General features: G+C 54.2%; 10 protein-coding genes. 8 read left to right on the top strand and 2 right to left on the bottom strand.

The genetic code is table 11. The features are described 5' to 3' along the window. The first annotated feature begins 129 nt into the window (after positions 1–129). Genes OXH16_02015 through OXH16_02025 form a run of 3 tightly spaced genes read left to right on the top strand, consistent with a single transcriptional unit; the run spans position 130 to position 3,256 of the window. A complete protein-coding gene (locus OXH16_02015) occupies positions 130–1,575 on the top strand; it encodes a sulfatase-like hydrolase/transferase (protein ID MCY3680143.1) in 1,446 nt (481 codons plus the stop codon). A 10-nt stretch (positions 1,576–1,585) separates the two neighbouring features. Then, positions 1,586–2,398 (top strand): SDR family NAD(P)-dependent oxidoreductase, encoded by an 813-nt coding sequence (locus OXH16_02020; protein ID MCY3680144.1) that lies wholly within the window; start codon positions 1,586–1,588, stop codon positions 2,396–2,398. Between the two features lie 27 nt (positions 2,399–2,425). Continuing rightward, a complete protein-coding gene (locus OXH16_02025) occupies positions 2,426–3,256 on the top strand; it encodes an acetoacetate decarboxylase family protein (protein MCY3680145.1) in 831 nt (276 codons plus the stop codon). On the opposite strand, the gene OXH16_02030 is transcribed toward OXH16_02025, so the two are convergent. Beyond that, complete coding sequence (locus tag OXH16_02030) at positions 3,253–4,080, bottom strand: 3-oxoacyl-ACP reductase FabG (protein MCY3680146.1); 828 nt, start codon at positions 4,078–4,080, stop codon at positions 3,253–3,255. The two genes, OXH16_02025 and OXH16_02030, sit on opposite strands and share 4 nt — an antisense overlap. 156 nt (positions 4,081–4,236) lie before the next feature. On the opposite strand from OXH16_02030, the gene OXH16_02035 reads away from it, so the two are divergent. Continuing rightward, positions 4,237–7,041: an amidase family protein gene (locus OXH16_02035; protein ID MCY3680147.1), complete on the top strand. Its 2,805-nt coding sequence runs from the start codon at positions 4,237–4,239 to the stop codon at positions 7,039–7,041. A 6-nt stretch (positions 7,042–7,047) separates the two neighbouring features. On the opposite strand, the gene rfbA is transcribed toward OXH16_02035, so the two are convergent. Then, positions 7,048–7,914, bottom strand: coding sequence for a glucose-1-phosphate thymidylyltransferase RfbA (gene rfbA / locus OXH16_02040; protein MCY3680148.1), 867 nt, complete (start codon positions 7,912–7,914; stop codon positions 7,048–7,050). A gap of 116 nt (positions 7,915–8,030) precedes the next feature. Between rfbA and OXH16_02045 the strand changes: the two genes are divergently transcribed. From OXH16_02045 to OXH16_02060, 4 genes are all read left to right on the top strand, one after another. Continuing rightward, on the top strand, positions 8,031–8,720 hold the full coding sequence (locus OXH16_02045; protein MCY3680149.1) for a rhodanese-like domain-containing protein: 690 nt from the start codon (positions 8,031–8,033) through the stop codon (positions 8,718–8,720). Positions 8,721–8,881: 161 nt separating this feature from the next. Continuing rightward, positions 8,882–10,339 carry a sulfatase-like hydrolase/transferase gene (locus OXH16_02050; protein MCY3680150.1) on the top strand — a complete coding sequence of 486 codons (1,458 nt, stop codon included), beginning with the start codon at positions 8,882–8,884 and terminating at the stop codon, positions 10,337–10,339. 21 nt (positions 10,340–10,360) lie between these two features. Beyond that, positions 10,361–12,697, top strand: coding sequence for a penicillin acylase family protein (locus tag OXH16_02055; GenBank protein ID MCY3680151.1), 2,337 nt, complete (start codon positions 10,361–10,363; stop codon positions 12,695–12,697). A 112-nt stretch (positions 12,698–12,809) separates the two neighbouring features. Beyond that, entirely contained in the window at positions 12,810–13,898 is a 1,089-nt protein-coding gene (locus tag OXH16_02060) for a PmoA family protein (protein ID MCY3680152.1), read from the top strand. Positions 13,899–13,903: the final 5 nt, after the last annotated feature.

Genomic DNA, 13,903 nt, shown 5'->3' on the forward strand with positions numbered 1-13,903 from the left:
GACGAATAGACGAATAGACGAATAGACGAATAGACGAATAGACGAATAGACGAATGGAGATACATACTGGTTTTGGAGGATGGGCGGGGTTCGCAGATTCGCAGATTCGTTGATTCGCAAGGAGTTTTTATGGCTGAGCAACCCAATATTCTCTATATCTTTTCCGATCAGCATCGCGGCGATGCGATGGGCTGCGTTGGGCATCCGGTGGTTAAGACGCCGAATCTGGACCGTCTCGCGTCTGAGAGTGTTACTTATACGCAGTGCTATACCAATTGTCCGCTGTGTATGCCGTCTCGCGCATCTATGATGAGCGGTCTGTATCCCCGCGAACACGGGTTGTGGGCAAATGATCAGGATGCGAATTGCGAAGGTCCCAGCCATGTGCGTCAGGTGCGCGATGCGGGTTATCATACGGCTTTGATCGGGAAGTCACATCTCTATCTCCACGGCGGTGTGCCAGCTTCGCATAGCAGAGATCGCGTCGATGTGCTCAATGCGTGGGGTTTTGAGGATCCGCACGAGCTTCACGGTCCGATTGCTTCGGGCAAACACAGTTCGCCTTATACCGATTATCTCGATGAGTTGGGTCTGTTGGAGACGCATCGAAAATTTATCAATGATTTTCGCATTCCCTGGCAAAGCGGGACGCTCAAGCCCTGGGAGGAACCTCCCTGTCCACTGCCTACTGAGGCGCATTTAGATAGTTATACGGGGCGTACTGCGGCGAACTGGATTCGCGATTACAAGGGCGATAAGCCTTTTTATTTGCAGGTTCTTTGTCCCGGTCCCCACGATCCGTTTGATTCTCCGCAGGAGTACCGGGATATGTACGATCCCGGGGATATGCCGGCTGGTATTATGGATGCGCCGGGTGATCCCGTTCCGCTTAATGTTCGACGTATGCAGAGGAGCAAGAATCTGTCGGGTATGACGGTTGAGCAAAAACAGGTTATGATGGTGAATTATTTTGCGAAGATTACGCTTATCGATCACTATATTGGCGAGATGCTCGACGCGCTTGAAGAGTCCGGTCTTGCGGATAATACATGGGTGATTTACAATTCGGATCACGGCGAGATGCTGGGCGATCATATGTTGTATAATAAGATCGTTTTTTACGATGCGTCTGTTCGCGTTCCCCTGATTTTGCGTCCGCCGGGAGGTTCGCGGGGTTGGCAAACCGGGGCGTTGACGGATGTGATTGATGTGGTTGCTTCGGTTGTTGATATTGCGGATGCCACACCTTTGCAGACCGATGGGCAGTCCCTTGTTTCACAGGTTCAAGCGGGGGGCGATGCAGAGGGGGCGCAGAGGGGAAAGGATGCTGTTATTAGCGAGGTTTTAGGCCATACGATGGTTTTTGACGGGCGATATAAACTCGGGGTGGAATCGGTTTCGGAGAGGCCAGTTGAACTGTATGATGTTGAGGCTGATCCGGAGGAGTTGAATAATCTGGTGGAAGATGCTGGGCTTGAGTCCGTTCGCCAGGATTTGATTGAGACGCATCTCGGTCCACTGCGCGATCGCTTTGATCACGATAAATACCAGCGTTGGGTAAATTTGAAAAGATGAGGGAGTTTGTATGGATCGTTTGAAAGACAAGGTCGCTATTGTTACGGGTGCGGGGACGCGCGAGGTTGAGGATGAGAAGTTGAGAGGGATAGGGAGTGCGACTGCGGTGCTTTTTGCCCGCGAGGGTGCGAGGGTGATTCTGGCGGATATTGACGGGGAAAATGCGGAGAGGACCCGGGCGGAGATTCGGGCAGAGGGTGGAGAGGCAGAGGTCGTTTTGGCCGATGTTTCAAAGACGGATGAATGTCGGGCGATTGTGGATGCGGCAGTTGAACACTATGGGAAGTTGGATGTTCTGTTTAATAATGTGGGGATTCACGGGCCTGGCAGGGTGACTGAAGTCGAAGAAGAGAACTGGCATCGCGTGATGGATGTGGGGCTTAAGAGTATGGTTTTTTTGTGTAAGTACGCGATTCCCGAGATGGCGGCTTCCGGCGGCGGTTCTGTTATTAATATTTCGTCTATTGACGGTATGCGCGCTGGCAATTCGCGCAATGTTCCTTACGGGATTACCAAGGGGGGGATTATTACGCTGACGCGGCTGGCTGCGGTTCACCACGGGCGCGAAAATGTGCGCGTGAATAGCATTGCGCCCGGGCATCTTCACACGACTTTTGTCGGCAATATTCCCCAGGAGTCGCGAGAGCGCCGCCGCAAAATTGCGCCGCTGGGCACAGAGGGAAATGCCTGGGATATTGCCTGGGCAGCCGTGTTTTTGGGCAGCGATGAGTCGCGCTGGATTTCGGGCGTGGTTTTGCCCGTGGATGCCGGGCTGTTCGCAGGGTCGCCGCTGTCTATGTATGATAATTTGCAGGAAGAGTAGGTGAAAATACAAAAAAAGGAGTTTTTTATGGCTTATAAATTTCAACCCGGCAAGATGTATCGCATGCCCACGCATTTCGGCCCGCTTATGGGTCCTCGTCAGGGTCCAGATGGTCGCAAATTTGAATGTGTGGATAATCCGAAGAATACTTCGATTTCGGTGTCGTTTCTTTCAAATGCGAAGCAGCTTAAGGCGCTTTTGCCCGAGTGTTTTGAACTCGGCGGAGAGCCTGTTGTGTCGGTGTACGCCAATTATATGAAGGAAATTGAGTGGCTGGCAGGGCGCGGTTACAATATTCTGGGTGTTTCTTTTCCTGCGGTGTTTAAGGGGGCGAGAGACCATGTTCGCGGGCCTTTTCTGTCCGTGCTCTGGGAGAATCTCTGTGATCCGATTATCACCGGGCGCGAGGAACTCGGGTTTTCAAAGATCTATTGCGAGATGCCCGAGCCGCGTATTACGAGCAGTGAGGCGCAGGCTGTTGCGGGTTGGTTGGGGTTCAATTTTCTGGATATTTCGGTGACTAATCTGAGGCCAAAATCCGAAGCCCCTGCAAAGGGCGGTGACGCGAAAGTCGATGGGACGCTTCACTACAAATATATGCCGCGAACGGGCGTATGGGGTAAGGAGGATATTGCCTATCCGGTTATTACGCCGGCGAAGGGGGGGCATCGAAAGGTTGAAGAGCATCTGGTTGGCGATGGGTGTATTACGTGGAACCGCGCGCGTTGGGAAGATTTGCCTACGATGTATAATATTGTCAATGCGCTGGCTGATTTGGAGGTTGTGGAGTATTTGGGTGGGTCGCTTACGCGCACGGTCGGCGGCAAGGATTTGAGCGATCAGCGCATCCTGTACTAATGCACCATGGCCGCTCCGCCCGATACGCTGATTGCCTGTCCGGTCATGTAATCGCCATCAGGAGAGGCCAGAAATGCCGCGACGTTTGCAACATCTTCTGGCTGCCCAATGCGTCCGAGTGGATTGTTCTGAGAGGTGCGTTCGACCATTTGCGCTCTAAAGTCTTCGATTGATGTTCCGCTGGGTTTTAATCCGCTGGCTATACCGTGCAGGCGTTCGGTTTCAATCAGGCCGGGGCAAATTGCGTTGACCTGAATGCCGTAGGGCCCCATTTCATGGGCGAGGCTTTGCGTGAATCCGATGACGGCAAATTTTGAGGAGCAATAGGCCGCGAATCTGGCGATTCCGCGCAGTCCCGAGGTCGATGAGATGTTGATAATTTTACCCCCGTTTTTCCGTTTGATGAGGTGGCGGACAATGGCGCGGGAACACAAGAAGGTGCCTTTGACATTTACGCGGTGAACATGGTCGAAGACGTCTTCTTCTAATTCGGCAACGGGTACGCGGTCCGGTCCGGCGGGAGCACCTGCGTTGTTGACGAGGATGTCGATTTTGCCAAAGCGCGCGCGTGCGGCTTGTACCATTTGTTCGACTTGCTCTGCGCTGGTTACATCGACTTCTGTTGCGAGAACCCTCCGTCCCATTGCTTCGATTTCTTTGGCAACTGCGGGCAATCCAGCCCAGTCGCCGCGGGCATTTGCATTTATATCACAGATAACAATATCGGCACCTTCTCGCGCGAAGCGCAGTGCTATTGCACGTCCGATACCGTGTTCACCTCCAGCACCGGTTATCAGGGCGACTTTGTTTTTGAGATTGGACATATTTTTCCTTTCAGATAAAGCGCGAATAGACGAATGGCGATACACACTGCTTTTGGGAGGATGGGCGGGGTTCGTTGATTCGTTGATTCGCAGATTCGTTGATGTCTATTATAGCAGGTCGCGGAGAGGAACGCAACAATACCGAGAGGTTGTGTTATGGAATACACTGTTTTGTCAAAGACTGGTTCGACGCGCGGTACGGCGTATGGGATGAGCAATAAAATTATTACGCATGATGGCAAGACGCATGTGGTGTGGTTGGATCAGATTCACAAGACGTATGTGGCAACGTATTGTCACGAGGCTAAGGTGTGGAGCGATCCAGTTTTTGTGGCGGATGGGGTTGATAATCATGCGGGCGCGGCGATGACCATGGATTCAAAGGGGTTTCTCTATCTCGCGTTTGGTCCGCATCACAATCCGATGCAACACGCGGTGAGTGTGCGTCCCAATGATACGTCCAGGTGGAGAATCCTTTCTCCTTTTGGCGGTGTGAATGCGACGTATCCCAGTCTGGTGTGCGATGCGCGCGATGTGTTGCACGCGTGTTATCGGGGGGCGTATGAGCGCGAGCGGCCCTGGGGCTTGTTTTATCAGCAGCGATCTGTGGATGGGGATTGGACAGTGCCGGTGAAGTTGGTCGATCCTCAGGGTCCGTCGGCTTATGTGCATCTTGAGAATTGTATCCATATTGAGGGCGATGTGCTGTATTTGTCTTTTCATCTGGCGCGGAGCAATGAGGATAATCCAGGAGATACAAAGGGTCGCGGTTTTGGCATTATGCGGTCGCGCGATTGGGGGGAGACCTGGGAGACTGTGGCGGGGGAGAGGCTGGACTTGCCCGTGACGCCAGATTCTCCGTGTGTGATTGAATATAGCGATGGGTTCGATATCCGCATTGGCAATGTGGTGACCTGTGCGGGCGATGTGGTGCTTTTTACGCTGAACCGGCGAGAGGGCGAGTTTGACGAGACGTTTTTGTATCGCTGGCAAAGGGGGAGGTGGGAGCGTAAGTCTTTTTTGCCTTTGGCTGAGAAAGTTTTTGGGCGGTGTGCGATGTCAGATCGGTGTGTGTTGAGTGTGTCACAGGATGGGGTGCTGTACGCGGCGGGTGTGGTGTGTAAGCGCGGCGGGCATTGGGCAGATCCGACAAATGTGATTGTGTTGTTTGTATCGCGGGATGTGGGGGAGACCTGGCAGGCGTATCGGGTTTCGCCGGAGGATGAGAGGGTGTCGGATTGGTTGCCGAGTTTGGAGCGTTGTGCGACATCCGAGAACAAGATCGGGGTTCCCCAACTTTTGTACACGCACGGCGAGATAGGTGAGGGATGCAGCCCGGATATCGATACGGAAATCCGGCATGTGTTTTTGGACGGGGTTGCCGAGCGCGAGAATGCACGGGTGGATCGCGCGGTGTCGGGTTTGGCAGATGTTGCCCGGTTGCCGTTTTCCAGGGCGCAATGGCAAAAGGTGCGGGGGCAAATTGAAAGGCAGGGGCGGCAATATGCTGCTTTGCGCAATGTGTCGGTGGGGTATGACGTGGAGCCACCTCTGGTGTTTGTGCCGGGAGATGTGCCCGAGGGCGAACAGCAGCCGTTTGCGCTGAGTGACGCAAATATTGCGCGGCCAGATGCCGATGATGAGCTGGCTTTTTTGCCGGCGAGTTCTCTTGCGCGTTTGATTGCGCAGAGGGAGATTTCACCGGTTGAGTTGACGCGGTTGTACCTGGATCGCCTCGCGCGTTATGGCGAGAAGTTGAAGTGTGTGGTTACGCTAACAGAAGATCTGGCGATGGAACAGGCAAAGGCCGCTGAGGCGGAGATTGCCAGAGGCGATTATAGAGGTCCGTTGCACGGTATTCCCTGGGGTGCGAAAGATTTGTTGAGTACAAAGGGCGTTCGCACGACGTGGGGGGCTACGCCGTTTAGAGATCGGGTGCCGGATGAGGATGCGAGTGTGGTGAAAAAATTGAGACAGGCGGGTGCTGTGCTGGTCGCCAAGTTGTCACTGGGCGCGCTGGCGTCGGGGCCGACGTGGTTTGAGGGTATGACGCGCAATCCGTGGGATACCGAGACGGGATCGAGCGGGTCGTCAGCCGGGTCTGGCGCGGCAACTGCGGCGGGGTTGGTGGGGTTCAGTATCGGGTCTGAAACGCAGGGTTCTATTGTTTCGCCCAGTCACACATGCGGTGTGGTGGGGTTGCGCCCGACTTATGGGCGGGTGAGTCGTTATGGGGCTATGGCTCTGAGCTGGACAATGGATAAATTGGGGCCTATGTGCCGAAGTGTTGAGGATTGTGCTGCGGTGTTTTACGCGATTTGTGGACCAGATGGCAGGGATCGTTCGGTGGTGGATGTGCCGTTTAACTGGTGTCCCGATGTGGATTTGTCCGGGTTGCGGATTGGATATCTGGCGTCTGAGTTTCAGAAGGAGGCAGATGGCGAAGATCCCACGGGTGTTTATGCCGCTGCGCTGGACGTGATGCGCGGTTTGGGCGCTGATTTACAACCCGTTTCGTTGCCGGATTATCCAGCGGATGCGATTGCGATGGTGCTGCGGGTTGAGGCTGCCGCGATGTTTGACGATGCAACTCTGCGCGGAGAACTGGATGTGATGACGGAAGCGGATAAGAGTTCGTGGCCCAATACTTTTCGGGCGGCGCGCACGGTGACGGCTGTGGAGTATTTGCGGGCGCAACGTTTGCGTGCTCTGTTGATGCGCGATGTGGCACAGGTGGTGCAAGACTGGGATGCGGTGCTGGTGCCGCGCGGTGGGAGAACGAGTTTGACTGTGACGAATTTGACGGGTCATCCCGCGGTTATTTTGCCGTGTGGGTTTGCCGAGGGTACGCCGAGGGGGTTGACTTTTTTGGGCAATTTGTACGATGAGGCGACGATTCTCGCTGTTGCACGAGCCTATGAACAGGCTACCGATTGGCACGCGATGCATCCGATAGTATGAGAGGTGTTACTCGTTCAGGACAGATAATAGGAATTGTCCGTAGCTGTTTTGCTCCATGGTTTGTGCGAGTTGTTCGAGTTGTGCGGCGTCGATGTATCCCCGGCGATAGGCGATTTCTTCGATGCACGCAATTTTGAGGCCCTGGCGTTCCTGTATTGCCTGGACAAAACCCGATGCCTGGTGGAGCGATTCAAATGTGCCGGTGTCGAGCCAGCAATACCCGCGGCCGAGGAGTTCGACTTCGAGTTGCTTGCGTTTGAGATATGCTTCGTTTACATCGGTGATTTCGTATTCTCCACGCGCTGAAGGCGTGAGGTTTCGGGCGATGTCAACGACCTGGTTGTCGTAAAAATAGAGGCCGGGAACGGCGTAGCGCGATTTGGGGTGTTTGGGTTTTTCTTCTATGCCGATGACACGGCCCTGGTTGTCAAATTCGATGACGCCATATCGCTCTGGGTCGGTTACTGCATATCCGAAGATGAGACCGCCTCTGGTGAGTTGTCCGGCTCGATCTAATATTGCGCTGAGTCCGTGGCCGTAGAAGATGTTGTCGCCGAAGATTAGACAGACGGGGTCGGTGCCTATAAAATCGCTTCCGATCACAAATGACTGGGCAACGCCTTCGGGGCGCGGTTGTTCGGCGTATGTGATGTTGAGGCCGAGATAGGAGCCGTTATTGAATAAACGCCTGTAGAGGGGCAGGTCGTGAGGGGTGGAGATGATCAATATATCGCGGATGCCAGCCAGCATGAGGACGGAGAGGGGATAGTAGATCATGGGTTTGTCGTAAACGGGCTGGAGTTGTTTGCTGACCACGCGCGTGATGGGATAGAGGCGGGTGCCAGCCCCTCCTGCGAGTAAGATGCCTTTCATATAGTGTCTCCTGAGGTTTAGGCGTTAAATATGGATAATGGTAGGGGATATTGTCAAGCAGTAGAACACATGAGTTGGTTTTTGGTTCGGGTTCTGAAAATTGCAAGGAGGTGATTATGAGCGATAAAGGGTATGTGAATCCCGAGTTGTTGATTTCGCCGCGGGATTTGTATGAGAGGGTTGCCGATGTCTGTATTGTGGATACGCGGCCGACGCATGCTTATGTTGCCGGGCATATTCCGGGTGCGCTTCATCTGGATCTTTATTCGATCAGTTTGAACGATACCCGCGAACAGGCTTTTGATGCGTTTATGTGGATGCTCGGTTATTTGTTCAGTAACCGGGGTATTGGTACGGATAAGACGGTGGTCTGGTACGAGGATGATTCCGGGGTGCGCGCGTCGCGCGGTTTTTGGATTTGTGAATATCTGGGTCATCCCGATGTGCGCGTGCTGGATGGGGGATGCAATGCCTGGACGGCTATGGGTTATGAATTGGTGACGGATTGCGAGGAGGCAGAGCCTGCGGAGTTTGTTATATCTGCGGTGTCGGGGCGCCACATGGGGGCTGATGTTTTAAATGGTCTTTTGGGGCGCGAGGATGTTGTGCCTCTGGATACGCGCGGTGACGATGAGTATTTTGGGCGCAATGTGCGGGCTGCGCGAGGAGGAGCTATTCCAGGTGCTGTGCATGTTGAGTATGTGAATAATCTGGATGAGACGGGGGCGTTTAAGCCAGCGGATGAATTGCGGGCGATGTACGAGGCTGTGGGGATTTCGCCCGATAAGGAAATTGTGCCTTACTGACAGGGCGGGTACCGCTCTTCCCAAACGTACCTGGCATTGCGGTTGCTGGGTTATGAAAAGGTCCGAAATTATATCGGGTCGTGGAAAGAGTGGGGTGACCGGCTGGATTTGCCGGTTGAGATGCCTGAGGAATAGGTTCTTTTGAGTTAGGAGATCATATCTTGGATTATAATAATCGTCCCAATGTTCTGATTTTGATGAGCGATCAACACCGCGCAGATTGGATGACGTGTGCCGGGAATAATACGGTGCCTACGCCAATGATAGACCGCGTGGCTGCGCGTGGGGTGCGGTTTGAGAATGCCTATTGTCCCTATCCGGTGTGTACGGCTTCGCGTATGTCGCTGTTGACGGGTTTGTACGCACATAGTACGGGGGCTATTAATAATAGCGATCGGTTGGATTGGCGCTATCGCACGGTGGCACACCATTTTGCGGATCACGGATATTTGACGAGTTTGATCGGCAAGATGCATTTTAACGATGCACATAACCACGGGTTTGCGTCGTATTTGTCGATTAACGATTGGTTGATGTATTTGGGTCCAAAGGTGGGGCATTATGCGAATGAGATTGCCAATCACGCGATAGGCGAGGGGTTTTTCCATTCGGTTTTTGATACGGGGAGTGGGTTTCCCGATGTGTCGTCGCTGTGGGATGGCGCAAGTCCCTGGGCGGGCAATGTGGCGCGGTGGGATTTTTCGAGTACGGCTTCGCCGCTCGATGCCGAGGATCATCTGGATATGTTTGTGGCGCGCGAGTCTGTGAAGTTTATGCGCGAATATCGCGATCAGCCGTTTTTTTTGGTAGCGAGTTTTATGAAGCCCCATCCGCCTTTTTATCCGCCTCGCGAATGGGCAGAGCAGTTTCCGCCGGGGGCGGTAGATCTGGCGGAGGTGGGGGATAGTTCGCAATATCCGAGGCATATACAACAGCGTATTGATAGGACGCAGGGTATGGGTGAAAAGCGGCTTCGGGCGCATAAGGCGGGGTATATGGGCAATCTATCTTTTGTCGATTATTGTATTGGGCGCGTGCTGGATGGGCTGGAGGAGTTGGGGCTGGTGGAAGATACGATTGTGGTCTATACTTCGGACCACGGCGAGATGGGCGGTGAGCACGGGTTGTATCAGAAGTTTTGTATGTTTGAACCTGCGGTGAAGGTGCCTTTGATTGTGAGTTGTCCTTCTCGTTTCCCTGAGGATCGGGTGGCTGCTGCGTTGACCGAATATTTTGGTCTGTATCCCACGCTTTCGGAGTTGTGTGGGTTGTCGGCGCCCGATCGGACGACGCTGATGGATTTTGAAGGTGCTCGCGAGACAATGGATGCGAAGAGTTTTGCCAGTATTGTGCGCGATCCCGATACATCAGGTCCCGATGCCGCGTTTTCCGAGCATGGGTTGCGTTCTCATATACCCCAATATATGGTGCGGGACGAACGGTTTAAGTATGTCTATAATGATGGGGGTTCGCGGCATGAATTATACGATTTGGAAAATGATCCGGGCGAGTGTATCAATTTGATCGATAATCGAGATTTCGCAACTGTTCGCGCGGATTTACAAGAGCGGTTGTTCGCGTGGTACGATCCGGATTCCAACCCTTATTGTGAACGGTGAGATTGAGGTATTGGAGGGGCTATGGCAGACCGAAAAACTTGTTTGATGCAGGTGATACGCGGGGAGATAACTGTTGATGAGGCGGCCGATCAATTGGGTATTTCGCATCGGTCGTTTCGGGATTTTCAACGGCGGTTTTTGCGCCAGAAATTGCCCGAAGCGCAGGAGATCGTTAAAGCACCAGTGGATCAGCAGGTGACGGTGTTGCGCGATCGGTGGGGCGTGGCGCATATCGAGGCGGCTTCGATGGCGGATTGTTTTACTGCGCTGGGATATGCTATGGCGCAGGATCGGCTGTGGCAAATGGATTATATGCGGCGGTTAGCACACGGGCAATTGTCGGAGATTTTGGGAAAGGATTATCTGGCGGAGGATCGCTTGCATCGAACGATTGGTTTGACGCGCGCGGCACAGGGGGCGGCTTCGGCGATGCCGGATGAGGTGAAGATGGTTTTGCAGTCGCTGGGTAGCGGTATCAATGCGTGGATGGAAGCGATGGGTGATCGGCGTTGTGTTGAGTTCGATTTGCTGGATTACGTTCCCGCGCCGTGGACGGTGGTGGATTCGATTGCGATATGGAAATGGCGGTGGTGGATGCTGACGGGGCGGCTGAGTGCGGTTGCGGTGAATGAGGCGGCCAAACGCTATTTGCCTCCCGATTTGTTTGATTTGTTTTTGACTACAGAGGCTTCAGAAGAGACTATTGTTCCGTCTGATGAACCGGCCGGTGTGGGGGGATACGATACGGGGATTGGCAGCAATAATTGGGTGATTGGAGGCGAGCGGACGGCAAATGGCAAACCCGTGCTGGCAACGGATCCGCACAATGATGTGAGTTTGTGCAGGCAGTGGTATCAGGCACAGGTGCGCGCGCCGGGTATGGATGCTGTGGGTGCGTTTTTTTTGGGGACGCCGGGTATTTATCTGGGGCATACGCGCGATACGGCGTGGGGCGTGACCAATCACTCGGCTTCGGTGCGGGATTTGTATGTTGAAGAGGTGTCGGGGGAGGATGAGAATTTGTACCGGGATGGCGATGCCTGGCGTCCGTTTGAGGTGGAGGAGCAGGCGATTCCCGTGCGCGATGCTGCAGCGGATGTGCTGGTGATTCGCCGATCCGGTCGCGGCCCGGTTGTCAATGAGTTTGTGCCTGCTGTAGGTGATGGCAAGCAACCCGTGCTGTCTATGCGCTGGATAGGGTCTGAGGCGACAACGGGGTTTGAGGCGATGCTGGGGCTGATGCGGTCAAAAAATGTCGCACAGGTTTTGGATGCGCTCGCCCAATGGCCGATGCCTATTTTGAATTTTGTGTTTGCCGATTCCGATGGACGGCTTGGATATCACGTGGTTGGGCATGTGCCTACGCGCAAGGTGGGGGATTTTGGGTTCCGTGATCCGGATTGCGAATGGGGTGCGCCACATGCTTTTGACGAGTTGCCGCATCTGGTGGATCCCGAGCGCAATTGGGTGGCGACGGCAAATAATCCACCGTGGGGTGGTCGCGGTCCTTATCTGTCGCTGGGTTCGTGGTCAGATGGGTACCGCTTTCGGCGGATTAGGGCGCGTATTGAGGAGTTGGAGACGCATACGCAGGAGAGTACGGGTGCTATTCATGCCGATGTCGTACACGGGCGGGGGGAAGACCTGGGGCCAGTTGTCGCAGAGATTGCAATGAGAGCGGGTAATAAACGCTTGCGCGATCTGGGTGAGTTATTGCGCGAATGGGATGGCGCATATTCGGTGGATTCGGTTGCGGCTACGGTGTTTGCGACTTTTTGGGAGCACTGGGTGCGGCGGGTGGTGCGGGTTCGGTTTCCCGAGCAGGTGGCTCAACTGGTGGTGGGGCGAGGTGGTAGTGTGGCGCGGCAGGTGTTGACGGGGCAGGCGTTGGATTGGACGCCGGATGATTGGGATCTGGATGGGGAGGTGCATGCGGCATTGGGCGATGCGCTGGATTGGTTGCGCCGACGCGTGGGTCCGCGCAAATCCCAGTGGCGATGGGGCAGGTTGCACACTGTGACTTTTCGGCATCCGCTGAGTGATGGCGGGGCGTTGTCAAAGATGTTTGATGTGGGGCCTTTTGAGTCGTCGGGGAGTACGGGTACTGTGCGCGCGACGGGGTATAATTTTGGCAAGGTGTTTGAGGTTGGGTCGCTTTCGACCTATCGGATGGTGGTGGATATGAGCAATCCGGCGCAGAGTATGGCGACGGCGGCAGGTGGACAGTCGGGGCATCCGCTCAGCCCGAATTATCGGATGCAGTCCGAGTTGTGGGCCGCCGATGAGTACCATCCCCTGTTGATGGATTGGGAAGATATAGTGGGGAATTTACAGAGCAGGTTGGAGTTGAATCCATAGTCTGGCACGGTTTTTGCAGGAGTGATATAGTGCCACCAGATTTTGGTCGTTTTTTGGTCATTTTTTTCAATAGCAGGATCATTTTTTTCATTATTGTGGAGGAGTTTGACACATGAAATTGACGCTTTCAATTCCGCGTTCTCGTCCGGCGCATCTGGCGAGTTTTTCCGCTCCTGAGGGATGCGAGGCGCCGTTGTTGCAACTGAAGGGTAGAGGTGAGGTGCTGATTGCCGAGCGCGATCCTTCTGTGCCTGTTTATCACGTCAATCTGCCCGCGCTGGGCGGGGGTGAGGAAGCGAGTTTTGAGGTGTTGGAATTGGATAGTGCATATGCGGCTGCAGGGATTTCGTCGCAGGATGCCGATGGCAAACTCAGTATTTCTCTGGCGGGTTCGCCATTTATGACGTTTCACCATACGACGGATTATCCCAAGCCGGTTATCAATCCGATTTTGACGCCGAATGGGACCAATATGTTGCGCGAGCCGATGGCGGCATGGGGGGAGGGTGAACATCCCTGGCAGCGGGGGTTGACCCTGATGCAGGGAGCTATAAATGGGGTGGATTGCTGGAATGAGCGGCCCAACCAACCGGGATATGGGCGCACGGCGCAGGATGATATTTCTATTTCGCACAATGCATTGTCCCTGGTGATCGCTTCGGAAAATACGTGGTATGAGGGCGACCGCGCGCTGATGAGCGATAGTCGGTCGTATCGGCTGTACGATTCGGGTCGAGATGCCGCGGTTCTGGATATTGCGCTTACGCTCAAGGCTTCTCACGGTGCTGTGACGATTGGGGATACTAAGGAGGGTGGATTTTTGTGTATTCGCGTGAATCCGTCGATGAATGCCAATGCCGATGGGGAGATGCGCAATGCCTATGGCGCGACCGATGAGACGGGGTGCTGGTCGTTGTCTTCACACTGGATGGATTACTACGGTCCTGTGGGCGATGAGGTGGCGGGGTTTGCCATTTTTGATCATCCACAGAATTTCCGATATCCAACCACATGGCATGTGCGCGGTTATGGTTTGTTTGCGCCCAATTGCTGGATGTTCAAGCCCGATCACCTTATGCCCGAGGGCGCGTCTATGACGTTTCGCTGGCGCGTGATTGTGCATACGGGAGATACGGCACAGGCCGATATTGCAAATCGCTTTTTGGATTATGTGGATGGGCCGCGTGTGGTATGGGCGTAAATTAT

Source organism: Gemmatimonadota bacterium (assembly GCA_026705765.1).
Classification (GTDB): Bacteria; Latescibacterota; UBA2968; order UBA2968; family UBA2968; genus VXRD01.